At 72.6% G+C, this 23,245-nt stretch carries 18 protein-coding genes; 11 read left to right on the forward strand and 7 right to left on the reverse strand.

Translation table 11 applies throughout. The features are described from left to right. Positions 1-8: 8 nt before the first annotated feature. Positions 9-716 (reverse strand): MOSC domain-containing protein, encoded by a 708-nt coding sequence (locus ABZU99_RS14755; RefSeq protein WP_356043081.1) that lies wholly within the window; start codon positions 714-716, stop codon positions 9-11. An 80-nt stretch (positions 717-796) separates the two neighbouring features. Between ABZU99_RS14755 and ABZU99_RS14760 the strand changes: the two genes are divergently transcribed. Next, positions 797-1,687: a LysR family transcriptional regulator gene (locus ABZU99_RS14760; RefSeq protein WP_355940465.1), complete on the forward strand. Its 891-nt coding sequence runs from the start codon at positions 797-799 to the stop codon at positions 1,685-1,687. Positions 1,688-1,941: 254 nt separating this feature from the next. On the opposite strand, the gene ABZU99_RS14765 is transcribed toward ABZU99_RS14760, so the two are convergent. Further along, positions 1,942-2,244, reverse strand: coding sequence for a WhiB family transcriptional regulator (locus ABZU99_RS14765; RefSeq protein ID WP_355940468.1), 303 nt, complete (start codon positions 2,242-2,244; stop codon positions 1,942-1,944). Positions 2,245-2,640: 396 nt separating this feature from the next. Here ABZU99_RS14765 and ABZU99_RS14770 point away from each other — a divergent pair, with 396 nt between their 5' ends. The 4 genes from ABZU99_RS14770 (at position 2,641) to ABZU99_RS14785 (ending at position 6,955) form a co-directional block, all read left to right on the forward strand. Continuing rightward, positions 2,641-3,252 (forward strand): response regulator transcription factor, encoded by a 612-nt coding sequence (locus ABZU99_RS14770; protein ID WP_003948568.1) that lies wholly within the window; start codon positions 2,641-2,643, stop codon positions 3,250-3,252. A 278-nt stretch (positions 3,253-3,530) separates the two neighbouring features. Continuing rightward, positions 3,531-4,133, forward strand: coding sequence for a sigma-70 family RNA polymerase sigma factor (locus tag ABZU99_RS14775; RefSeq protein WP_355940471.1), 603 nt, complete (start codon positions 3,531-3,533; stop codon positions 4,131-4,133). Between the two features lie 109 nt (positions 4,134-4,242). Next, the gene (guaB, locus tag ABZU99_RS14780) at positions 4,243-5,745 is read left to right on the forward strand and encodes an IMP dehydrogenase (protein WP_355940474.1); all 1,503 of its coding nucleotides are present in this window, start codon (positions 4,243-4,245) and stop codon (positions 5,743-5,745) included. A gap of 82 nt (positions 5,746-5,827) precedes the next feature. Then, entirely contained in the window at positions 5,828-6,955 is a 1,128-nt protein-coding gene (locus tag ABZU99_RS14785) for a GuaB3 family IMP dehydrogenase-related protein (protein ID WP_356043085.1), read from the forward strand. A gap of 85 nt (positions 6,956-7,040) precedes the next feature. Here the strand turns inward: ABZU99_RS14785 and ABZU99_RS14790 are convergent, their stop codons facing one another. Both ABZU99_RS14790 and ABZU99_RS14795 read right to left on the reverse strand, forming a co-directional pair. Then, positions 7,041-7,712, reverse strand: coding sequence for a hypothetical protein (locus tag ABZU99_RS14790; RefSeq protein ID WP_355940480.1), 672 nt, complete (start codon positions 7,710-7,712; stop codon positions 7,041-7,043). A gap of 207 nt (positions 7,713-7,919) precedes the next feature. Further along, positions 7,920-8,375, reverse strand: coding sequence for a hypothetical protein (locus ABZU99_RS14795; RefSeq protein WP_355940483.1), 456 nt, complete (start codon positions 8,373-8,375; stop codon positions 7,920-7,922). Positions 8,376-8,464: 89 nt separating this feature from the next. Here ABZU99_RS14795 and ABZU99_RS14800 point away from each other — a divergent pair, with 89 nt between their 5' ends. Together ABZU99_RS14800 and ABZU99_RS14805 are read left to right on the forward strand one after the other, a co-directional pair. Further along, positions 8,465-9,625 carry a rod shape-determining protein gene (locus ABZU99_RS14800; protein ID WP_355940486.1) on the forward strand — a complete coding sequence of 387 codons (1,161 nt, stop codon included), beginning with the start codon at positions 8,465-8,467 and terminating at the stop codon, positions 9,623-9,625. Between the two features lie 696 nt (positions 9,626-10,321). Continuing rightward, positions 10,322-12,541, forward strand: a complete 2,220-nt coding sequence (locus ABZU99_RS14805; RefSeq protein ID WP_356043090.1) for a DUF6049 family protein — start codon at positions 10,322-10,324, stop codon at positions 12,539-12,541. 192 nt (positions 12,542-12,733) lie between these two features. Here ABZU99_RS14805 and ABZU99_RS14810 read toward each other — a convergent pair whose 3' ends face one another. Further along, complete coding sequence (locus ABZU99_RS14810) at positions 12,734-14,005, reverse strand: nucleotide sugar dehydrogenase (RefSeq protein WP_356043093.1); 1,272 nt, start codon at positions 14,003-14,005, stop codon at positions 12,734-12,736. Between the two features lie 262 nt (positions 14,006-14,267). Here ABZU99_RS14810 and ABZU99_RS14815 point away from each other — a divergent pair, with 262 nt between their 5' ends. Further along, the gene (locus ABZU99_RS14815; RefSeq protein WP_355940495.1) at positions 14,268-15,974 is read left to right on the forward strand and encodes a glycerol-3-phosphate dehydrogenase/oxidase; all 1,707 of its coding nucleotides are present in this window, start codon (positions 14,268-14,270) and stop codon (positions 15,972-15,974) included. A 343-nt stretch (positions 15,975-16,317) separates the two neighbouring features. On the opposite strand, the gene ABZU99_RS14820 is transcribed toward ABZU99_RS14815, so the two are convergent. Next, positions 16,318-17,490 carry a serine hydrolase domain-containing protein gene (locus tag ABZU99_RS14820; RefSeq protein WP_355940498.1) on the reverse strand — a complete coding sequence of 391 codons (1,173 nt, stop codon included), beginning with the start codon at positions 17,488-17,490 and terminating at the stop codon, positions 16,318-16,320. A gap of 200 nt (positions 17,491-17,690) precedes the next feature. Here ABZU99_RS14820 and ABZU99_RS14825 point away from each other — a divergent pair, with 200 nt between their 5' ends. Together ABZU99_RS14825 and ABZU99_RS14830 are read left to right on the forward strand one after the other, a co-directional pair. Then, the gene (locus tag ABZU99_RS14825; protein WP_355940501.1) at positions 17,691-19,685 is read left to right on the forward strand and encodes a serine/threonine-protein kinase; all 1,995 of its coding nucleotides are present in this window, start codon (positions 17,691-17,693) and stop codon (positions 19,683-19,685) included. Between the two features lie 145 nt (positions 19,686-19,830). Then, entirely contained in the window at positions 19,831-22,887 is a 3,057-nt protein-coding gene (locus ABZU99_RS14830; protein WP_356043098.1) for a protein kinase, read from the forward strand. Positions 22,888-22,914: 27 nt separating this feature from the next. Here the strand turns inward: ABZU99_RS14830 and ABZU99_RS14835 are convergent, their stop codons facing one another. Beyond that, positions 22,915-23,052, reverse strand: a complete 138-nt coding sequence (locus ABZU99_RS14835; RefSeq protein ID WP_355940696.1) for a hypothetical protein — start codon at positions 23,050-23,052, stop codon at positions 22,915-22,917. Here ABZU99_RS14835 and ABZU99_RS14840 point away from each other — a divergent pair. Next, positions 23,002-23,220: an acyl-CoA dehydrogenase family protein gene (locus tag ABZU99_RS14840; protein ID WP_355940677.1), complete on the forward strand. Its 219-nt coding sequence runs from the start codon at positions 23,002-23,004 to the stop codon at positions 23,218-23,220. The two genes, ABZU99_RS14835 and ABZU99_RS14840, sit on opposite strands and share 51 nt — an antisense overlap. Positions 23,221-23,245: the final 25 nt, after the last annotated feature.

The following is a 23,245-nucleotide window of genomic DNA, read 5'->3' on the forward strand; positions in this document are numbered from 1 at the left end:
GGCGCACGTTATCGGCCGGGGCTGGTCTTCGTGACCGTCGCGGCTGCCCTGGCCTCGTACTTGAGCGCCGTCTCGCGCGACTCGGGGTGCAGCGCGTCGCCCGCGGCGAGCACGCGGGGCAGCAGGGTGCGTTCGGTCGTTTCCGCGCGGAAGAGGAAGGAGATCGTCACCTCGTGGTCGGGCCGGTGCACGATCTCGATGGGGTCTCCGGCGCGGACCTCGCCCGGTTCGAGCACCCGCAGATAGGCCCCGGGGACGGCGGCGGCCGTGAACCGCTTCATCCAGCGGTTCTCGTCCAGCCAGCCCGCGAACGTACGGCAGGGGATGCGCGGGGAGGTGACCTCCAGCAGCAGTTCGCGGCCGATCCGCCAGCGCTCCCCGATGCGGGTGTTGGTGACGTCGATGCCGGTGGTGGTGAGGTTCTCGCCGAAGATGCCGTTGGGCAGCTCGCGCTCCAACTCCTTTTCCCAGATGTCCAGGTCCTCGCGGGCGTAGACATAGACGGCCTGGTCGTCGCCGCCGTGGTAGCGGGTGTCGCAGACCATGTCACCGGCGAGGCCGCTGCGGCCCTCGCCTTTGGGGCCGGGGGACGAGACCCGCACCGGGCCCTCGACCGGGCGCTTGTCGATGCCGGTGCCGTCGGGGCAGTCGGTGTGATCAGTGGCCATCGCGCCGCCGATGTTCACGGTGAGCACGGAAGGTGAGGAAGGCAGCATGTGACGCACGGTAGAGGAGCGTGGCCAAAGCTGCGACGCAATTTTGCGGACTGGATCCAAGGGTCGCTTATGCTCGACACATGATCGAGGCCCGCCATCTGAGGGTGCTGCGCGCGGTGGCCGCCACCGGCTCCTTCTCCGCCGCCGCCCGCGACCTGGGCTGCACCCAGCCCGCCGTCAGCCAGCAGATGAAGGCCCTGGAGGCCGCCACGGGCACGCCGTTGCTGATCCGTACCGGCCGGGAGATGCGGCTGACGGAGGCGGGGCTGGCCCTTACGCGGCACGCCGCCGGGATCCTGGCCGGGCTCACCGCCGCCGAGGAGGAGGTCGCGGCCATCGCCGGGCTGCGGGCGGGGCGGGTACGGCTGGTGTCCTTCCCGAGCGGCAGCTCGACGCTGGTGCCGACGGCCCTGGCCGCGATGCGCGCCGCCCACCCGGGGACGCAGGCCTCCCTGGTCGAGGCGGAGCCGCCGCGGTCGGTCGAGATGCTGCGGGCGGGGGACTGCGAGATCGCTCTGGCCTTCCGGTACCCACAGAGCGAGGCCGAGTGGGACGGCCTGGTCGTCCGTCCCCTGCTGGCCGACCGGCTGGTCGGTGTCGTCCCCGAGGGGCACCGGCTGGCGGGTGCGGGGGCGGTGGGGATCGGGGACCTTGCCGAGGATCCGTGGATCGCGGGGTGCCCGAGGTGTCGGCGGCATCTGGTCGCGATCTGCGAGAGCGAGGGGTTCACACCGCGGATCGACTTCGCGACGGACGACTATCCGGCGGTGATCGGGCTGGTGGCGGCCGGGCTGGGGGTGGCGGTGCTGCCGGAGCTGGCGCTGGAGTCGATGCGGGCGAAGGGGGCGAGGATGGTGCGGCTGGAGCCGGTGGTGCGGCGTGAAGTGGTGGCCCTGACGTTGCCGGATCTGTCGCGGGTGCCGGCGGTGGCGGCGACGCTGGACCATCTGGAGCGGGCGGCCGCGCGCTGAGGCGGGGGCCCGCGCGCCGAGGCGGAGGGCGATCCAAGCCCGTCCGGCGGTTGAGGAGCACGCCGAGGGGCGTGCTGTGAGTGCGGCGCGAGGCGTGCTGTGAGTGCGGCGCGAGGCGTGCTGTGAGTGCGCCGAGGGGCGTGCTGTGAGTGCGGCGCGAGGCGTGCTGTGAGTGCGGCGCGAGGCGTGCTGTGAGTGCGGCGCGAGGCCGAAATCGGGCTTCGACCAGAGGCGGAACGTTTCTGCTGCGGGGGTCAGGAATGCGCGGTCACATGGCGGTTCCGGGCCCGCCCCATGAGCTCCTCGCGCTCGTCTTCGGTGAGGCCGCCCCAGACGCCGTACGGCTCGCGTACGGCGAGGGCGTGAGCCGCGCATTCGGCCCGGACGGGGCACCGCATGCATACCTCTTTAGCCGACATCTCGCGCGCGCTGCGGGCGGCGCCGCGCTCTCCCTCGGGGTGGAAGAAGAGCGAGCTGTCGACCCCACGACACGCGGCCAGGAGCTGCCAGTCCCACAGGTCGGCGTTCGGACCGGGAAGACGGGAGAAATCTGCCATTGCCTTATCCCCTCGAAGCGATCGGCTACGGACGCTCTGTCCTGGGTCGTACACCTACCGTGTAAGCAGATGAAAATATGACTCATTGCGAATCTAGCCACAGAGACCAGCAAATTGGAAGCAAGGTCGCCAAATGCCCCCAAAAGGGACAGGGTGCGAGAGGGTGGCACGGGGGCGCGACCTGCGGGATGAGCAGCTCCGTATCCGAGCCCTCACGTAGAGTGTCGAAGGGGGCCGCCGAACCCCGTAACTCTTTCGGGTGACCGTCGTTGAGAGTGCGGAGGCGGTTGACGGGTAAAGCTCTCGGACGGAAATCCGGGGCTGTCAATCGCACAGGTGACGATATGTACCAGCCTGGAGGCTCAAGGTGATGCGCATCAGCTGCGGAGGGCGGCCATGACATCCGTCCTCGTCTGCGACGACTCCCCGCTTGCCCGAGAGGCGCTGCGCCGTGCGGTGGCGACCGTGCCCGGCGTCGAGCGAGTGACGACGGCGGCCAACGGCGAGGAAGTCCTCCGCCGCTGGGGCGCCGACCGCTCGGATCTGATTTTGATGGACGTACGGATGCCCGGCCTCGGCGGTGTCGAGACCGTGCGGCGGCTGCTGTCGGCCGACCCCGGCGCCCGGATCATCATGCTCACGGTCGCCGAGGACCTCGACGGGGTCGCACTGGCCGTGGCCGCGGGTGCCCGTGGGTATCTGCACAAGGACGCCTCACGGGCGGAGCTGCGGGCGACGGTGACGCAGGCGCTGGCGGATCCGACGTGGCGGCTGGCCCCGCGCCGGCTGCGGTCCGCGGAGATGGGCGCGGCGCCGACGCTCACCGCGCGGGAGATCCAGGTGCTGGAGGGCATGAGCCACGGCCGGTCGAATGCGGAGATCGGCCGTGAGCTGTTCCTGTCCGAGGACACGGTCAAGACGCACGCGCGCCGGCTCTTCAAGAAGCTCGGCGCTTCGGATCGGGCCCATGCGGTGGCCCTCGGGTTCCGCTGGGGTCTGGTCCGCTGAGGCCTGTTTGACGTGCTGCGCAGCGGGGGCGTGAAGGTCCCCGCCCGTCGGGTGGCGGGCGGGGCGAGAGCGTGCGCGGCGAGCGCCGGAGCGGTCGCTTGTATCGGTTCGCCGCGTGATGCCGCATCCTTGAAGGTGTGGAGTTCCTCGGGGACGAGTCTGTCGGGCGTGAGGGGAGAGCGCAGGACGTGACTATCGGCGCACCTGCTCATAACGCTTCAGCGCACAACTATGGACGCGGTGCCGCGGAGCCACCGAGCCCAAGGCACCATGGACGGATGCGCGACGACGAGAGCTCAGCGGCCCCCAGGGGCGGAGCCACCGGGGCGATCGGCGCCCTCGTCGGGCGCGCCGTCGAGGGAGACAAGCGGGCCACCCACGAGCTGCTGGCCCATGTTCACCCACTGGCTCTGCGGTACTGCCGCACGAGACTGTCGCGGCTTCCGGGTGATGCCCGCCACTTCGTGGACGACCTGGCGCAGGAAGTGTGTCTGGCGGTGCTGTGCGCGCTGCCGCGCTACCGCGACACCGGGAAGCCCTTCGAGGCGTTTGTCGTGGCCATCGCCGCGCACAAGGTCGCCGATCTGCAGCGGGCGGCCATGCGTCACCCAGGCTCCACGGCCTTCCCCTCGGACGAGATGCCGGAGCAGCCGGACGATTCCCTGGGCCCCGAGGAGCGTGCGCTGCTGAGCAGCGACGCGGAGTGGGCCAAGAAGCTCCTGGCCAACCTTCCGGAGAACCAGCGCGAGCTGGTGCTGCTGCGAGTCGCGGTGGGGCTGACGGCGGAGGAGACCGGGCAGATGCTCGGAATGTCCCCCGGAGCGGTGCGGGTCGCCCAGCACCGGGCCCTGAGCAGGCTGCGGGCGCTGGCCGAACAGTAGACCCCGTTTTGTCAGCCGCCTGAGAAGTTGTCCACAGGGCGGATTGGGACACCCGGGATGGCCGTTAGCATGGGAGTCCGCGCTGAGGCAAGACCATTGGAAGGGTGTCATGACTGACAACGTCGACGGAGTGCCTGAGAAGTTCGCCATGCTCGGGCTGACGTACGACGACGTGCTGCTGCTGCCGGGCGCCTCCGAGGTGCTGCCGAACGCGGTCGACACCTCGTCCAGGGTCTCCCGGAATGTGCGGGTGAATGTGCCGCTGCTGTCCGCAGCCATGGACAAGGTCACCGAGTCCCGGATGGCCATCGCCATGGCCCGGCAGGGCGGCGCGGGCGTGCTGCACCGCAATCTGTCCATCGAGGACCAGGCCAACCAGGTCGACCTGGTCAAGCGCTCCGAGTCCGGGATGGTCACCGACCCGATCACGGTCCGGCCGGACGCCACGCTGCGCGAGGCGGACGCGCTGTGCGCGAAGTTCCGCATCAGCGGTGTCCCGGTCACGGACGCGGCGGGCAAGCTGCTCGGCATCGTCACCAACCGTGACATGGCCTTCGAGACGGACCGGGGCCGTCAGGTCCGCGAGGTCATGACCCCGATGCCGCTGGTCACCGGCAAGGTCGGGATCTCCGGCGATGACGCGATGCAGCTGCTGCGCCGCCACAAGATCGAGAAGCTTCCACTGGTCGACGACGCGGGCGTGCTCAAGGGCCTGATCACGGTCAAGGACTTCGTCAAGGCCGAGAAGTATCCGCACGCGGCGAAGGACGCCGAGGGCCGGCTGGTCGTGGGCGCGGCGGTCGGCGTCGGTGACGAGGCGTACGAGCGGGCGCAGGCGCTCGTCGAGGCCGGGGCCGACTTCCTGGTGGTCGACAGCGCCCACGGCCACAGCCGGGGCATCCTCGACATGATCGCGAAGGTGAAGTCCAACGTCGCGGTCGATGTGGTGGGCGGCAATGTCGCCACCCGGGATGGCGCCCAGGCGCTGATCGACGCGGGTGTGGACGGCGTGAAGGTCGGCGTCGGTCCGGGCTCCATCTGCACCACGCGGGTGGTCGCGGGCATCGGTGTGCCGCAGGTCACGGCGATCTACGAGGCCGCGCGCGCATGCCACGCGGCGGGGGTGCCGCTGATCGGCGACGGCGGTCTGCAGTACTCGGGCGACATCGCCAAGGCGATCGCCGCCGGTGCCGACACGGTGATGCTGGGCAGCCTGCTCGCCGGGTGCGAGGAGTCGCCGGGCGAGATGGTCTTCATCAACGGCAAGCAGTTCAAGTCCTACCGGGGCATGGGCTCGCTGGGCGCCATGCAGTCGCGCGGCCAGGCCCGCTCGTACTCCAAGGACCGCTACTTCCAGGACAACGTGCTCTCCGAGGACAAGCTCGTCCCCGAGGGCATCGAGGGCCAGGTGCCCTACCGTGGCCCGCTGGCCTCGGTCGCGCACCAGCTGATCGGCGGCCTGCGGGCGTCGATGGGCTACGTCGGCTCGGCGAACGTGGCGGAGCTGAAGGAGAAGGGCCGCTTCGTGCGGATCACGGCGGCGGGCCTCAAGGAGAGCCACCCGCACGACATCCAGATGACCACCGAGGCCCCTAACTACTCCGGCCGCTGACCCACGCCGTTCACCGCCCTACAGGGCAGGGAGCCCGGCAGGGATACTGGGACGGCTGTAGTGAACAGGGAAAGGCACCCACGTGACTGAGATCGAGATCGGGCGCGGCAAGCGCGGCCGCAGGGCGTATGCGTTCGACGACATCGCCGTTGTGCCGAGTCGACGCACCCGGGACCCCAAGGAGGTCTCGATCGCCTGGCAGATCGACGCCTACCGCTTCGAGCTGCCGTTCCTGGCCGCCCCGATGGACTCGGTGGTCTCGCCGCAGACCGCGATCCGCATCGGTGAGCTCGGCGGGCTCGGCGTGCTCAACCTCGAAGGGCTCTGGACCCGCTACGAGGACCCCGAGCCGCTGCTCGCCGAGATCGCCGAGCTGGACGAGCGCACGGCGACCAAGCGGATGCAGGAGATCTACACCGAGCCGATCAAGGAAGAGCTGATCGGCCAGCGTCTGAAGGAGGTGCGCGACGCGGGCGTGGTGACCGCCGCCGCTCTGTCGCCGCAGCGCACGGCGCAGTTCTCCAAGGCCGTGGTGGACGCCGGCGTCGACATCTTCGTGATCCGCGGCACGACGGTCTCCGCCGAGCATGTATCGGGGGCGGCCGAGCCGCTGAACCTCAAGCAGTTCATCTATGAGCTGGATGTGCCGGTGATCGTGGGCGGCTGCGCCACCTATACCGCCGCGCTGCATCTGATGCGCACGGGCGCGGCCGGTGTGCTGGTCGGTTTCGGCGGCGGCGCCGCCCACACCACCCGTAATGTGCTGGGCATCCAGGTGCCGATGGCCACCGCGGTCGCCGATGTCGCCGCCGCCCGGCGGGACTACATGGACGAGTCCGGCGGCCGCTATGTGCATGTGATCGCCGACGGCGGCGTCGGCTGGAGCGGTGACCTGCCGAAGGCGATCGCCTGCGGCGCGGACGCCGTGATGATCGGCTCGCCGCTGGCGCGCGCCACGGACGCGCCGGGCCGGGGCCACCACTGGGGCATGGAGGCCGTGCACGACGAGGTGCCGCGCGGCAAGCGGATGAACCTGGGCCAGGTGGGCACCACCGAGGAGATCCTGCTGGGCCCCTCGCACACCCCCGACGGTTCGATGAACTTCTTCGGGGCGCTGCGCCGGGCGATGGCCACGACCGGCTACTCGGAGCTGAAGGAGTTCCAGCGCGTCGAGGTGACGGTCGCCCCGTCGCAGCACGACAAGCGCTGACCCCCATGGGCAGACACGGGAAGGCCCCGACCGTGCGGTCGGGGCCTTCCCGTTGGTTCGTTGGTCCGTCGTCGCTCGCGGATCGTCAGCGGTTGCTGAGGCGGTAGGCGGAGCTGACGGCGGCGATCGGGGCCAGAGCCATGAAGATGTAGGTCATGGCGTCGGAGTCTTCCTTCCAGCCGTCGAACAGGCCGCCACCCGGCATGCCCTCGACCAGAGGCGAGTTGAAGTGCTGGAAGAAGATCTCCGTGGCGGACATCGGCTCGAGGCCGACGGACTGCAGCTGGTCCGCGTGCTGGTCCAGGAGATCGCTCATGATCATGGCGTAGCCGAAGAGCTCACCGAAGAACACCGCGGCCAGGGCCAGCACCGCGCCGACCACCCACAGGCCCGTGTTGCGGCCGCCGAGCTTGGCGACGACGAAGCCGATGAGTGCGCCGACGGCCACACCGGCGTAAGCGAACTGCGTGACCTTCACCTCCGCGCCGTCCGTGTCCGCCAGGGCGCTCAGCAGGAAGGCGTACACCAACCCGCCGACGATGGCGGCTCCCAGCGCGGCACCGACCGCGAGCAGCGGGTTGCCGGGCCGGCCGACGGGCGGCGGGGGCGGCGGGAAGCCGCCGCCGTACTGCGGCTGCTGGGGCTGGGCCTGCGGGTAGCCGTAGCCGGGCTGCGGCGGGGCTGGCTGCTGCGGGTGGCCTCCTGGCTGCTGCGGGTAACCGCCTTGCTGCTGTGGCTGCTGCCAGTTCTGGCTCATGAAGATCCCCCGGGGATGAAGGTGATGATCCGCGTTCGGGGACAGCCGAAGCCGCTTTGGCCGGCAAAGGCCGGGAACGCAGAGGAAAGGTTCGCGCCATAAAACTAACAGCAGTGCATGACAACGAGACAAGTCGTGTCTGGCGTCCGTGACATGGCTGGGACCGGACGGAGACACACTGTCCCGGCATATACGGATATGGCTTCGCTATTCGGTGACCCGCTTCGCGACCAGGTAACTTTCCCCTCCCGCCACGGCGTAGAACGTGATGTCGTTGCGTCCCAGAATCCGGTCACGCCAGTAGTCGGCCACCAGGCCGAAATGGTCGAACAGGGTGTCCGCGGTGGGCCATGAGCTCTGGTCCCCCATCTGCACGGCGACGCCGATCAGTTGCGCGAGCGAGACGCTGACCAGGGCCAGCGGTATGCCGATGAGGGCGAGCAGCGGCACCCGGCCGCCCAGCTTGCCGACCACGGCGCCGATCAACAGCCCGATGCACAGCGCCCAGTAGCCGACCTCCTGACCGCGGTGGCCGATTTTGCCCTGGATGACGCCGAAGACCAGGGCCCCGAGCAGCGCCGCCACGATGCCCGCGGCGAGGCCACGGCCGGGCCGGGCCACCTGAGCTGCGAAGGATGCGGGCGCGGATGCGGGCGCGATCATGACCGCAAGGTAGCAGCGGTGGGCCCGCACGGTGGTGCGGATGACACCAGTGCCGGAACAGAATCCGGCATAAGCAATAATGTCAACTTATGGCGCAGAACAAGTCGTTCACGGGACGAGACATGGGCATCGACCTCGGCACCGCCAACACGCTGGTGTACGTCCGGGGCAAGGGAATCGTGCTCAACGAGCCGTCGGTCGTGGCAGTGAACACGCTCGACGGCAGTGTGCTGTCGGTCGGTTCGGCCGCCAAGGAGACCATGGGGCGGACGCCGACCAACATTGTCGCCGTTCGTCCGCTGCGCGATGGCGTGATCGCCGATTTTGAGATCGCGGAGCGCATGCTGCGGTACTTCATCAAGAAGGTCACCGGCAGCCGGCGGCTGGCCCGCCCGCGCGTCGTCGTCTGTGTGCCGTCCGGAATCACGGGTGTTGAACGCCGCGCGGTGATGGAGGCCGCGACCCGCGCCGGGGCGCGTCAGGTCCATCTGGTCGAAGAGCCCATCGCGGCGGCGATCGGCGCCGGACTGCCGGTGAGCGAGCCGACCGGCTGCATGGTCGTCGACGTCGGCGGCGGCACGACGGAGGTCGCCGTCGTCTCGCTGGGCGGCATCGTCACCGCGCGCTCGGTGCGGGTGGCGGGCGATGCGATGGACGTCGCGATCACCACGTACGTGAAGAAGCAGTACGCGCTCGCGATCGGTGAACGCACCGCCGAGGAAATCAAGGTCTCCATCGGCTCCGCCTCGCCCAGCGGGCCGTTGCCGGCGCAGCGCGCCGCGACGTCCGCCGTCCGGCAGCCGGAGCGGAACGTCGAGGTGTTCCTCCCCGGCGACAGCGGCGACCCCGAGGACACCCAGGCCCTCCTGCCGCCCGACCGTTGCGCCATCCGTGGCCGCGACCAGGCGACCGGCCTGCCGAAAGTCCTCGAACTGACCGCGGACGAGGTACGGCACGCGCTCGCCGAGCCGGTCGACAGCATCGTCGCGGCAGTACGGTCCACGCTGGACGAGACCCCGCCGGAGCTGGCCGGCGACATCATGGACCGCGGCATCGTCCTGACGGGCGGCGGCGCGCTGCTGCGCGGCCTGGACACCCGGCTGGCCAGCGAACTGGACATCCCGGTCCTGATCGCCGACGACCCCCTGGACTGCGTCGCCATCGGTACGGGCCGCTGCGTCGAGGACTTCGCCTCGCTACGGACGGCGATGCACGCCCGCCCCATGCGGACCGATGCGGTGCGGGTCTGACGCCGGCTCGGGTGGGGCCGCCCTCACCTGCCACCCGGCGCGCCGCTTGCCCACCGGGCGCGCCGCCTGCCCACCCCGGCGCGCCGCCCGCCCGCAGGGCGGCCCCGGCCCCGCCGGGGCCGCCCCGCGCCCCGGTGGACCGGCCCGTTGTCCTGGCGCCTCGGGGCCTGGCGTCCCGACGGCCGCGCCCCGACGGCCTGGCGCCCCGGGGCTTGGCGGCCGGGGGGCTGGCGTCCTGGGGGCTTGGTGTCCCGACGGCCTGGCGTCCTGGGGGCTTGGCGTCCCGGGGGGCTTGGCGCCCCGACGGCCTGGCGCCCCGGGGGGCTGGCGTCCCGGGCTTGGTGTCCCGGGCTTGGTGTCCCGACGGCCTGGCGTCCCGACGGGCTGGCGCCCCGTTGGCCTGGCGTCCCGGGGGGCTTGGCGTCCTGGGGGCTGGCGGCCCGGACCCGGGCCCGGGGGCCGGGGACCCTCGCGCCGGGGGCCGGCGGTCGAGGGCCGGGGGTTGGCGGACCGGGGTCTGGGGATGGGGGCGTGGGCCGGTGGGCCCCGGTGTCGTGGGGTGTGGGTGGCGGCTCGCCCTCGGGCGTGGCGTGGTGGCGCTGGTTGCTCGGGTGGGGTTCCTTGAGGTGCGGCATGAGGTGGGGCGTGGTGGGCTGGTGACGTCGTGTCGGGTGGACGGGAGGTGCGGGCGTCGACGTGGTGGTCGTGGGGCGTGGCGGGGCGTGCGGACGGGCGGGTGTCGCGGCCGTCACGGTCCTGGCCGCCGTCGTGCTGGTGCTGCCAGGCGCGGCCGCCGCGGCCGTCGGTCCGGCGTACGGCCGCACCCCGGCCACCGCGGGCACCGCGGCCACCGCGGCCACCGGCCCTGTGCGGCGCCCGTCGGCCTCGTACCCCTTCGCCGTCCAACTGAAATCCCTCAATCCCTCGGTGGTCCGGCAGGACGGCGAGCTCACGCTCGGCGGGACCATCACGAACACCTCCCGGCGGCGGGTCGGCGCGACGCGGGTCGGGGTGCGGATCGGCGGGGCGGGGGCGATCGGGACCCGCAGCGGGCTGGCCGCCGTGGCCGGGCGGGCCGAGCTGGGCCGCGGTGACGGGCCGCGGGTTCCCCGGCACACCGCCGCGCTGGCCTCGCTCAAGGGCGGCGCCGAGCGCCGCTTCCGGCTCACGGTGCCCGTGCCCGACCTCGGGCTCGACGGCGCCGGGGCGTTCGCGCTCACCGTGGACGTGGCCCGCGCGGACGGCACGGTGCTCGGGCTGACCCGTACCTTCCTGCCCGCCTATCCCGACGGCAGCGATCCCGAGCCGCTGCACACCACGGTTCTGTGGCCCCTCACCGACATTCCGCACATGGAGGCCCTGACCCAGCGCACCCGCGACCGGGTGCTGCCGGTCTTCCGCGACGACGGGCTGACCGCAGCCCTCACCCGCGGCGGGCGGCTGCGGCGGCTGGTCGAGTTGGGCGACGACCAGCCGGTGACCTGGGTGATCGATCCGGATCTGATCGTTCAGGCCCGGGCCATGGCCAAGGGCTACCGGGTGGCCCGTACCCCCGACTCCACCGATCCCCAGGAGGCCGCCGACGGCAAGGGCCGGGACGCGGCGAAGGACTGGCTGGCGGCGCTGCGCAAGGCCGTACGGGGCCGGGACGTGATCGCGCTGCCGTTCGCCGACCCCGATCTGGCCTCCCTGGCGCGCGGCGGCGGCGCCTCGCTCACCAAGCTGCTGCGCCGGGCGTCCCGGACCGGCCGGGCGGTGGTGGACCGCGCGCTCGGTACCCACGCGCGCGGCGATGTGGCCTGGCCCGCGGGCGGCATGCTGGACGGCGCGATCGCCGACTACGTCAAAGGGCTGGGCCTGGGCACAGTGCTCGCCTCCGGCGAGGGGATCAGCTCCTCCGGGGCGCTGGTCGCCTTTGGGGCCACCGACGACGGCCCCGTCTCGCTCGACGGCGGGACGACCGCGCTGCGGTACGACGCGACCATCGCGTCACTGCTGTTCGCGAGCCGTCCGGCCGTCGAGGCAGCCGGTGGTGCCGGGGACGCCGCCCGGTTGCGGCTGCGGCAGCGGCTGCTGGCCGAGACGCTGACGGCCGTACGGGAGCTGCCGTACGCGCGGCGCGGCCTGGTGGTCGTGCCCCCGCGCCGGATGCCGGCCGGGGTCGGGCGGGCGTTGCTCTCGACGCTGGCCGCCAGTCAGAAGGCGGGCTGGCTGCGGCCGGCCCGCTTCGCGGCGGCGCTGCGGGACCCGGAGACGGGGCAGCTGCGGGGCTTCGACGGCTATCCGGTCGCCCTGCGCGCCGCCGAACTGCCGCCCGCCCGGCTGGCGGCCGTCGCCCGGGACCGGCGGCGGCTGCGCGCGCTGCTCAAGGTGCTGTCCGACGCGCGGTCCACCGCCGCCTCCGTACGCGCCGCGCTGGCCCGCTCGGTGTCGACCGCATGGCGGGGCAACGCGGTGGGGGCCGCCGCCTACCAACGGGGCGTGGCCGGCTATCTGACCGCCTCGATCACCTCGGTGCGGCTGGTGCCGAAGTCCACGGTGGTGGTGGCCGGAGGGTCCGCGACGATCCCGGTGACGGTCGACAACGGCCTCCAGCAGGGGCTCACCGGCGTCGAGCTGCGGGTCCTCTCCAGCCGCCCGGAACGGCTGAAGGCGGTGGACCGCGCGGTGACCGTACGGGCGTCGAGGGCGGTGAGCCGTACCGTACGGGTCCGCGTCCGGGCGCACGCCAACGGCCCGGTCCGGCTCACGGCGCGGCTCTACACCAGCGCGGACGGGCGGCCGTGGGGCGCGCCGATGACGTTCACCGCCGAGATCCGCTCCGTGCCGTCGGGGGCGGTGGCGTTCGTGGTGGGCGGGGTGGTGCTGATCGTGCTGGCGGGCTCCCTGCGTCTGCGGCGTCCGGGCAGGGGGTGAGCGCCCCGTTCCCCGGCCGGGCTCGGCCCGAGCCTGGGGCACAGCCCGGCCGCCGGCACCAGTCTGCGCGGCACGGCGACGAGACGGGCTGCGGCCGGCGTCGGCCGTCGGCCCGCGCGCCCGCTTCCAGCCGGGCCGCCGGGCGGCACTCGGCGCCGCCGAGAGGGTGAGTGCGCCGCGTGAGCGATGGGCTCAGAGCCGGTGGGCGGCCCCCGCCGGGCTCGCCCCGCGCGTGTCCAGCAGCAGCTGGGCCTTCACGGCCAGCCCCTGCAGGTCGTACGTGCGGTGGTGCTGGAGCAGGACCGTCAGATCGGCGTCGGCCGCCGCCTCGTACACCGCGTCCGCCCGCTCCACCGGCCGCCCCAGCACCCGCCACTGGGCCACATGCGGATCGTGGTAGCTGAGCCGGGCGCCCAGCTCCATCAGCCGCGAGGCGATCTCGCGTGCGGGCGAGCCCTCCTCGTCGGCCACATCGGGCTTGTAGCCGACGCCCAGCAGCAGCACATGCGCGCCACGCGCCGACTTGCCGTACTCGTTGAGCAGGGCCGTGCAGCGCTGGGTGACATAGCGCGGCATCCGCCCGTTGACCTGCTGCGCCAGCTCGACCATCCGCAGCGGGAGGCCGAGCCCGGGCCGCTGGTGGGCGGTGTGGTCGGGGTCGACCGGTACGCCGTGGCCGCCGACGCCGGGGCCGGGCCGGAAGGACTGGAAGCCGAACGGCTTGGTCTCGGCGCAGCGGACCACGTCCCACAGGTCCACGCCGAGGTCATGGCAGTACACCGCCATCTCGTTGACCAGGGCGATGTTGACGTGCCGGTAGTTGGTCTCCAGGACCTTGACGGTCTCGGCCTCGCGCGGGCCCCGGGCCCGTACGACCTTCTCGGTGAACCGGCCGTAGAAGGCGGCGGCGGCCTCGGTGCAGGCGGCGGTGAGGCCGCCGATGACCTTGGGGGTGTTGGCGGGCCCGTAGGCGCGGTTGCCGGGATCGTGGCGGCAGGGGGAGTAGGCGAGGTGGAAGTCGCGCCCGGCCCGCAGCCCGGACCCCTCCTCCAGAACCGGACGCAGGAATTCCTCGGTGGTGCCGGGGTACACGGTCGATTCCAGCAGCACAGTGGTGTGCGGGCGCAGCCGCGCCGCCAGCGTACGGGCCGCCTCGCCGACCGCCGACAGATCCAGCCGGCGGTCGTCGCCGAGTGGGGTCGGGGCGCAGATCACGGCGGTGCGGACGCGGCCGAGCTCGGCGGGGTCGGCGGTGATCCGGAATCCGCCGGCGACCATCCGGCGCAGGTCGGCGGGGGAGAGCCAGCCCTCGCACGCTCCGGACGGCAGCCGGCCGGCCCGCAGGTCCTCGGCGGCGCGCGGATCGGGGTCGTAGCCGACCGTGCGCACCCCGGCGGCGGTGGCGGCCTGGGCGAGGGGGAGACCTAGATGGCCGAGTCCGATGACGGCGAGATCTGCGGGCATGACTGCGAGCCGTCCTTCCCGAGGCGATTCCGGATGGCGCAAAGGCAGACTAAGCGGAAATATGACTCGTATTCAGTATTGACAAGGGGTGTTGGCCCGGTGTTCCGGCAGTGGACGGATCCGCGCCATGGCACGGCGAAGGGAAAGCCGGGAAAATCATCGGACGAGCGGCGGGACGGCATCGGACGAGCGGCGGGACGGCGATCACAGCGGCTGAAAGCGCCCCGGAGGCGAACCGAGCCCAAAAGAGCGGGAGGCAGCGGTGAAGACACCGGCACTGGGACCGTCCGAGCGCGGCGAGGCGCTCGCCCTCATGGCGGACCGCGAGCTGGACGTGCTGGTCGTGGGCGCCGGGGTGGTGGGCGCGGGCACCGCGCTGGACTCCGCGACCCGGGGCCTGGAGACCGGTCTCGTCGAGGCGCGCGACTGGGCCTCGGGCACCTCCAGCCGGTCCAGCAAGCTGATCCACGGCGGGCTGCGCTATCTGGAGATGCTCGACTTCGCGCTCGTCCGGGAGGCCCTGAAGGAGCGCGGGCTGCTGCTGGAGCGGATCGCTCCGCACCTGGTCAAACCGGTGCCCTTTCTGTACCCCCTCAAGCACCGGGTCTGGGAGCGGCTCTACGCGGGGACGGGCGTCGCCCTCTACGACGCCATGTCCCTCTCCTCCGGGCACGGCCGGGGACTGCCCGTCCACCGCCATCTGACCCGGACGAAGGCGCTGCAGGTCGCGCCCTGCCTCCGGAAGGACGCCCTGGTCGGGGCGTTGCAGTACTACGACGCCGAGGAGGACGACGCCCGCTTCGTCACCATGCTCGTGCGCACGGCGGCCAAGTACGGCGCGCACGTCGCCAACCGGGCGCGGGTGGTCGGCTTCCTGCGGGAGGGAGCGCGCGTCGTCGGTGCCCGGGTGCACGATCTGGAGCAGGGCGGTGAGTTCGAGGTCCGCGCCCGCCAGGTGGTGAACGCGACCGGCGTGTGGACGGACGAGACACAGGCGCTGATCGGCGAGCGCGGCCAGTTCCATGTGAAGGCGTCCAAGGGCATCCACCTCGTCGTGCCCAAGGACCGGATCCACTCCTCGACCGGGCTGATCCTGCGCACCGAGAAGAGCGTGCTGTTCGTGATCCCGTGGGGCCGGCACTGGATCGTCGGCACCACCGACACCGAATGGGACCTGGACAAGGCCCATCCGGCCGCCTCCAGCGCCGACATCGACTATGTGCTGGAGCATGTCAACGAAGTCCTCGCGGTGCCCCTGACCCGCGATGACGTCGAGGGCGTCTACGCCGGGCTGCGCCCGCTGCTGGCCGGGGAGTCGGAGGCGACCAGCAAGCTCTCGCGCGAGCACACCGTCGCCCACCCGGTGCCGGGGCTGGTGGTGGTCGCGGGCGGCAAGTACACGACGTACCGGGTGATGGCCAAGGACGCCGTCGACGCGGCCGTCCACGGGCTCGACCGCCGGGTCGGGCCCTGCGTCACCGAGGAGATCCCGCTGGTCGGCGCCGTGGGCTACAAGGCGCTGTGGAACGCGCGGGCACGGATCGCCGCGCGCTCCGGGCTCCATGTCGCACGCGTCGAACACCTGCTCAACCGCTACGGCGCGGCGGCGCAGGAGGTCCTGGAGCTCATCGCGCGCGACCCCTCGCTCGGCGAACCGCTCAGCGGCGCCGACGACTATCTGCGGGCCGAGATCCTCTACGGCGCCTCGCATGAGGGGGCACGTCATCTGGACGACGTCCTCACCCGCCGCACCCGCATCTCGATCGAGACCTTCGACCGCGGCACGCGCAGCGCGCGGGAGGCGGCCGAGCTGATGGCGCCCGTGCTGGGCTGGGGCCAGGAGCAGATCGACAAGGAGGTCCAGCACTACGAGAAGCGGGTGGAGGCGGAGCGCGAATCACAGCGCCAGCCGGACGACCTGACGGCCGACGCGGCCCGGCTGGGCGCACCGGACATCGTGCCGTTGTAGGGGGGGCGCTGCGGGCGATCCGGGCAGCCGTACGAACGGCCGCCCGGGGCCGCCGTGGCGGCGGCGGGCGACGGCGGGCGACGGCGGGCGACGGGCGACGGCGGCGCGGCGGCGCTCGCCGTGACCGGCGCGAGGACGGCTAACACGCTGTCCACGGCGGCGAGGGCGGTGATGGCCCGGCCGCGCGGACGCCGGGAAGCCGGGGAAGGCATGACGGACATGACGGACATGGTGGTCGTGTCCTCGATGGGACGGCTTGAGGCGGGCTCGTGGACGGGCCAAGTGGGCGGCCGGTCCACCGTCGAAGAGAGGGTTGTGCCGGTTTGGATTGCGCCGCTCGGCCCTACCAAGGCGGGGTTGTCGCCGACTCGGGACAGAACTCGGCCTTGAGGAAGGACGTTTCGGCGAAGAGCGTGGGGCGGGTGGTGGCGTTGAGGCGGTAGGCGAGGGTGTGGCGGCCGTCGGGCGTGGCGACCGCCAGCGCGTAGGAGCCGTTGATCTCGCCGTTGTGCCCCCAGAGCGTCACCCCGCAGGACAGCCGCACCGGGAACAGGCCCATGCCGTATTGGCCGCCGGAGGCGGAGGTGTCCCGCATCGCGCGCAGCTGCGCGCGGGGGATCGGGCTGCCGCCCCGCAGCAGCCCGGCGATGAGGCGGGAGAGGTCGTCGAGAGTCGAGATCAGCTCGCCCGCGGCGCCTGCCGAGGAGGGGTTGAGGGCGGTGACGTCGTGCCGCGCGCCGCCCTTGCCCGAGTCCGCGTAGGCGCGGCCGTGGGGGGCGGGGAGGGCGGTGCGGGTGCCGGGGAAGGAGGTGCCGGTGAGGGTGAGCGGATCGAGGACGAGGTGCTGGGCCTCGCTCGCGTAGGGGTGGCCCGTGACCCGCTGGATGACCATGCCCAGCAGTACGTAATTGGTGTTGGAATAGCGCCACTGGGCCCCGGGTACGGCGTACGGGCGGTGGCGGAGGGCGGTCCGTACCAGGGCGGCGGGGGTGCGGGTGCGGCCGGGCCCGGTGGACAGCTGACGCACCAGCGCGGGGTCCGCCGCGTAGTCGAACAGCCCGCTGGTGTGGTTCAGAAGCTGACGGAGGGTGATGTTCAGGCCATTGTTGCCCTGTCCGCGTACCAGCCCCGGAAGGTGCTTCTCGACGCTGTCGTCCAGCCCGAGCCGCTTCTCGGCGGCCAGCCGCAGCGTCACCGCGGCGATGACGGTCTTGGTGAGGCTGCCCGCACGGAAATGGTCACTCCGGTGGATTCTCCGCCCGGTGCGGACGTCCGCGACCCCCGTGGCGACGAACCGCGTCCCGCCGTCCCCGTTCCGGATGAGCGCCGCGGCCCCCGGCGCGTCGCCCTCGTCCGCCAAACGGCGTACGGCCGCGCGCACGGCTCCGTCACGGCGCGCCTGCGCGCTCGCCACCCCGCTCGCCTCCGCACCCGTACCCCGGCCCGTCCCCGCACCTTCTCCGCAGCCGGACAGCGCGAGGGCGAAGGCGGCCGTCAGCGCCATGGTGGTCGGCATACGGCTCCGCCTATGCCATCGTATGGCGGAGATGGGCATGACACGGGCCTCCGTTCCCTGCGTTCTCACAGATGTTCGCAGGTGCCGCGGCGGCCGCCACGCCGCGCCCCGGACCCCCGGCTTTGGCGGGTCCTCGGATGAGAGACAATGGTCGCTCTCCCAGGGTGGGTTCAGGGTGGGTTGATTTGCAGAGGGGTCGCATGTCGGAGGCTGAGAAGACGCAGGGTTCCACTGGGCGCCTCCTCGCCGGGCGGTACCGGCTCGGGGAGATCCTCGGTCAGGGCGGCATGGGCACGGTCTGGCGTGCGAGCGACGAAACCCTCGGCCGTACGGTCGCGGTCAAGGAGCTGCGCTTCCCGTCCAACATCGACGAGGACGAGAAGAGACGGCTCATCACCCGTACGCTGCGCGAGGCGAAGGCGATCGCCCGGATTCGCAGCAACGGGGCCGTCACCGTCTACGACGTTGTCGACGAGGACGACCGGCCGTGGATCGTCATGGAGCTCATCGAAGGGCGTTCGCTCGCCGACTGCGTACGCGACGACGGCCCGCTCACCCCGCGCCGCGCCGCCGAGGTCGGGCTCGCCGTCCTCGATGTGCTGCGCGCCGCGCACCAGGCGGGCATCCTGCACCGTGACGTCAAGCCGTCCAACGTCCTGATCTCGGACGACGGCCGCGTCGTGCTCACCGACTTCGGTATCGCCCAGGTCGAGGGGGACCCCTCCGTCACCTCGACGGGCATGCTCGTCGGCGCACCCTCCTACATCTCCCCCGAGCGGGCCCGCGGCCACAAGCCGGGCCCGCCGGCCGACCTGTGGTCGCTCGGCGGACTGCTGTACGCGTGTGTGGAGGGCGTGCCGCCGTACGACAAGAGCACCGCCATAGCGACACTGACCGCCGTGATGACCGAGCCGGTCGAACCGCCGAAGAACGCGGGCCCGTTGGAGGACGTCATCTACGGCCTGCTCACCAAGGACCCCGAGCAGCGGCTCGACGACGCCGGCGCCCGCGCGCTGCTCGAGGACGCGCTGAGCGCGCCCGAGGGCGTCAAGGCCCCCGCGGACGCCACCCGCACCATGAGCCTGCCGCCCGCCCCCTCGAAGGAGGCCGAGGCCGCGGCCAAGGCCAAGCAGGCGGCCGTCTCGGAGCGCAGGCGCGGCGCCCTGAAGTCGGTGCGCAACGCGGCCGCGGCGGCGGAGGCGGCGAAGAAGCCGGAGAAGCCGGGAAAGGCGGCGACCGAGGCGAAGTCGAAGGCCGTCGGCTCTGGTTCCGGTGTCGGCGCCGATGCCGCCGGTGCCGCTGGTTCGGCGAAGGCCGAGCCCGCCCCGTCCTCGTCCGGGCCGCGGCCTCCCGTACCGCCCCGCGCCTCGATCACCGATGTGGTGCCCAAGCGCACGCTGATCATCATCGCGGTGGTCGTGGCCCTCGCCATCGTGGGCATCGTGCTCGCCATCGCCCTGACCGGCGGGCATGACGGCAACGACGCCAAGGGCGCCTCCGGCGGCGACAAGTCCGCTTCGGCCGGTACGTCGGACGACACGAAGAAGGACAAGGACTCCGCAGAGAAGTCCGGCCAGCCGGCCGGCCAGTCCCCGGGGGCGGAGAGCTCCGGGGACACATCGACCGACAAGGCCGGCGAGGACGGGTCCAAGGGCTCGGACGACAACTCCGGCAAGGGCAAGGGCGGGGACGACAACTCGGGCAAGGGCAAGGGGAAGGGCGGTGACGCGCTGCCGAGCGGCTACGAGACCGTCAAGGGCGGCGACTTCCCCTTCACCATGGCGATGCCCAAGGGCTGGAAGCTCCGCTCCTCGGGGGGCGCCGGCGGCGACTACCGGGGATACCGAAAGTACTACGGCGACTCCAGCATTCCGCGTATCCAGGTCGACTACACCACCGCCCCGAAGTCGGACGCAGAGGCGGACTGGCGCAACGCCGAGTCCGGTAACACCATCCCCGGGTACAAGGGGATCGGCATCTCGTCGGTCAAGTGGAACGGCTATCCGTCCGTCGCGGACTGGGAGTTCGAGCGAAACGCGGACGGCAAGCGGGTGCGGGTGCTCAACCGCGGCTTCAAGGCGGACGGCAGCCACGGCTTCTCCATCATGATCACTTGCGAGGTGGGCAAGTGGGATGACAAGGAGTGCTCGAGGCTGCGCGACACCGCCTTCAAAACCTTCGACATCACGGACTGAGCACTCCTGTCGGCGAAGCGTCGCGCGGGCACGTATCGTGAGAGACCGTGGACCGTGCGCAGCCGTATGGACCGGCAAAGTGACCACAACTGACGGTTTCGTGCTGTACGCATGAGGGTGTCGATCGCGCCGTTGGGGAGGCGTCGTGGAGGAGTACGCGGGCCGGGTGCTGGCCGACCGCTATCGCCTGCCCCTGCCGCCCGCCGACGAGTACGACTTCGTCGAAACCCGGGCCCTCGACACCTACAGCGGACAGGAAGTCCATCTGCGGCAAATACCGCTGCCGGAGGTCGTCGATGCCGAAGTCGTCGGTGAGGACGGCCGCTTGGGCGGCCGTCCGCCCGGCTCCCGCTCGCTGAACGGCGCGGTGGCCGGGGGCGGGGCCGGGGCCGGGGTGAGTGGCGATCCGGCCGTGCGACGCGCGATCCTCGCCGCGACCGCCGCCGCGCGGATCCCCGACCATCCGCGGCTCGGCCAGGTCTTCCACGTCTTCGCCGAGTCCGGATCCCTGTGGATCGTCAGCGAACTGGTCGCCGGCCGCCCGCTCGCCGCACTGCTCGCCGAGGGCACGCTGACCCCGCACCGCGCCACCGAGGTCGCCAACGACATCCTCACCGCGCTGCGCGCCCTGCACGCCACCGGCTGGATCCACCGCAACATCACCGCCCGCACGGTGCTGTTGTGCGAGGACGGTCGCGCGATGCTGACGGGCCTGGCGGCGGGCGCGGCGGAGGAGGCGCTGTGCGGATACGACCCTGTTCCGGTGACGTTGCCCGCCGGACGTGGATCGGGTCCGGCTGAGGCCGGCCCTCCGCCGGAGCACGGCGGCCACGCGGCCACCGCGGAGGCACGGTCGGCGGAGGGCGACGGCCAAAGCGGTGGCGGGCCGGTTGGTCCGCGGTACCAGGGGGGCCAGGGCGCGGCGGGTGGTTTCGCGGCGCCGGGTGCGAGTGCGAGTGCGAGTTCGGGGGCGGGGGCGGGGGCTTCCTCGTACGGTGGCGGTCGGGGGCCGGGCGGCGGTTTCCGCGTACCGGACGCTGGTTCGGGGGCGCAGGCTCCCACGTACGGTGCCCCGGGTGCGGGCGGCGGTTTCGCGGCGCCGGAGCGGGGCGGTCATGCAGCCGTTCCGGAGGCGCGGTCGGCGGAAGGCGACGGCCCGGCTGGTGCCGGGCCCACCGGGCCGCGGTACCGCGACCAGGGCCCGGCGGGCGGTTTTCCCGCGTCGGGCCCGGGGGCGCAGGCGCAAGTCCCCCCGTACGGCGACCGGGGTGCGGGGAATGGTTTCGCGGTGCCGGGACGGGGCGGAGACGCCGGCCTCCCGGAGGACGGCGCGACTGATGACGACGGGCCGGTTGGCCCGTGGTACCGGGACCAGGGCACGGCGGGCGGCTTTCCCGCGCCCGGTGCGGGTTCCGTGCCGCAGGAGGGCCCCACGTACCGCGACCAAGGTGCGGCGGGCGGCTTTCCCGGGCCGCGTGGTGCCTCCGACCTGAGCGGCGGGAGCGGGCTTCCCGGGCCGCGTCGGCCGGGGCATGGACCGGGACCGGCGCTCAACGGTGCCTCGCCAGGGGTGCCGGGGGCGCGAGAAGACACACCGGTCAGCGGCGGCGGTCCGGGCGACGCCGAGGGCGCGGCCTCGCGCGCCGCGCGCGCCAGCGCCATCGCCGCCTACGCGGCGGGGGCGCGTGCCGCCGCGGCGCGTGCGAACGTCGACCGGCCGGCCGCCCCCGGCGTCCACCCGGACCCCACCCCCACCCTCGCACCGGGCGGCGGGCGCTGGGCCGGAGCGCCGCACCACGAGGAAACACCGGTGCCGTGGCCGAAGCGCGCCGAGGGCAGCGGCTCATGGGACACCGGGGGTGCCGCCGAGCGCGGCCCCGCCACCGCGCTCGCCGCCGAACGGGCCCGGCAGGCCCGCATCGTTGTGGTCGGCGCCGTCACCGAGCGGTGGGCGCCCGAGCAGGCCGGCCCCGTACACGAGAACTGGCAGCTGGCACCCCCCGTCGGCCCGGCGGCCGACCTGTGGGCGCTCGGCGTGCTGCTGTTCCGCGCCGTACAGGGCCATGCCCCGTACCCGGAGGAGAGCGCAGCCGAGCTGGTGCAGATGGTATGCGCGGAGGCCCCGGCGTACGCGGAGGAGTGCGGTCCGCTGCGCCCCGTCGTCGAGTCGCTGATGCGCCAGGACCCCACCGAGCGCCCGGACTCCGAGGAGCTGCGCGGCTGGCTGCGGTCGCTGATCCGGTCGGCGCCGGAGCCGGATGTGGGCAGCCGTACGGTCACGGTGCCGTCGATAGGGCCGGGCGGGGCATCCGACCCGCGGCGGCTGCCGATCGTACGCCGCCGCGGCTGGCTGGTGCGCAAGGGCCGGGGCCGCCGCCTGGCGGGGCCGACCGAGCACGGCAGGCACAAGAGGGCGAAGCGACAGGAGCCGTCGCCGTCGCCGTCGCCGTCGCTGCCGCGGCCGCAGCCGCGGCAGCGGTCTGCCCAGGAGCCGGCCGAGCCCAAGCCGCGCAGGCTGGGGCGGGTGCTGCTGTTGCTGATCCTGCTGGCCCTGGCGGCGGCGGTGCTGTACGCGATGATGTTCATGCCGCGCGACAAGGACACGGGCAGCCAGGACCGTACGGGCACGGCGGGCGCGCAGAGCGCGGCCCCGACGGCCTCCGAGGGCGCCCCGGCGGACCCGAAGGACCCACAGAAGACGGCCGACGGGGACGCCCAGGAACCGCAGTCCACCACCCCCGCCGGCCTGGCGAAGGGCTTCGAGGTCCGCAAGGACCCCAAGGGCTTCAAGGTCGCCGTCCACAAGGACTGGACCCGCCGCGGCGAGAACGCCCGCGGCCAGATCCGTTACACCGGTGGCGACTTCGAACTTGTGGTGGTGGCCGGCCGGGACAAGGAGTCCGAGTTCGGCGGCGACCCGATGGCCTACCAGCAGGACCGCGAAGCCGAACTGGCCGCCTTCCGCAGCTCCTCCTGGGCCTCGTCCTCGGGCCTCCGGCGGATCGACGTGGGCCGGACGGCCATGGCAGAGGGCGAATTCAGCTGGCGCGACAGCAGCGGCCGCAGCGTCTACGCCCGCAACCTGGCGATGCTCATCGACGGCCGCTACCACGTGGTCCTGCTCATCGGCCCCTTTGACGAACGCCGCGCGGTGACCCACTACTTCGAACAGGCCACGGCCACGTACAGCACAACCGGCTAGCACACGTCCCGCCCCGGCCCAGCGACGTCACCCCGCGACCGGGGCGACAGCGCCCTGCGCACGGTCGAGATGGCGGTCGGCCACGCCAGGGAGCGTACCCAGTTCGGCCGCCCTATCGGCCGCCTTCCAGGCCGTACAGCAGCTGTGCGCGGACATGCCGGACATGCGGACATGCTGGTGCGCGCGGGATCAGCCAGACGTGTGGTGTACGCGGCGGCGGTCACAGAAGACCGGGGTGACATCGCGGCGGCCAAGCTGCCGGCCGACGAGGCCGCCGTCCGCGATGCCCGGGATTGTCGGCAAGTGCACGGTGGGATGGGGTACGCCTGGTAGGCGGATGTCCATCTCCGTCTAAACG

The organism is Streptomyces sp. NPDC005266 (assembly GCF_040607655.1).
Classification (GTDB): domain Bacteria; phylum Actinomycetota; class Actinomycetes; order Streptomycetales; family Streptomycetaceae; genus Streptomyces.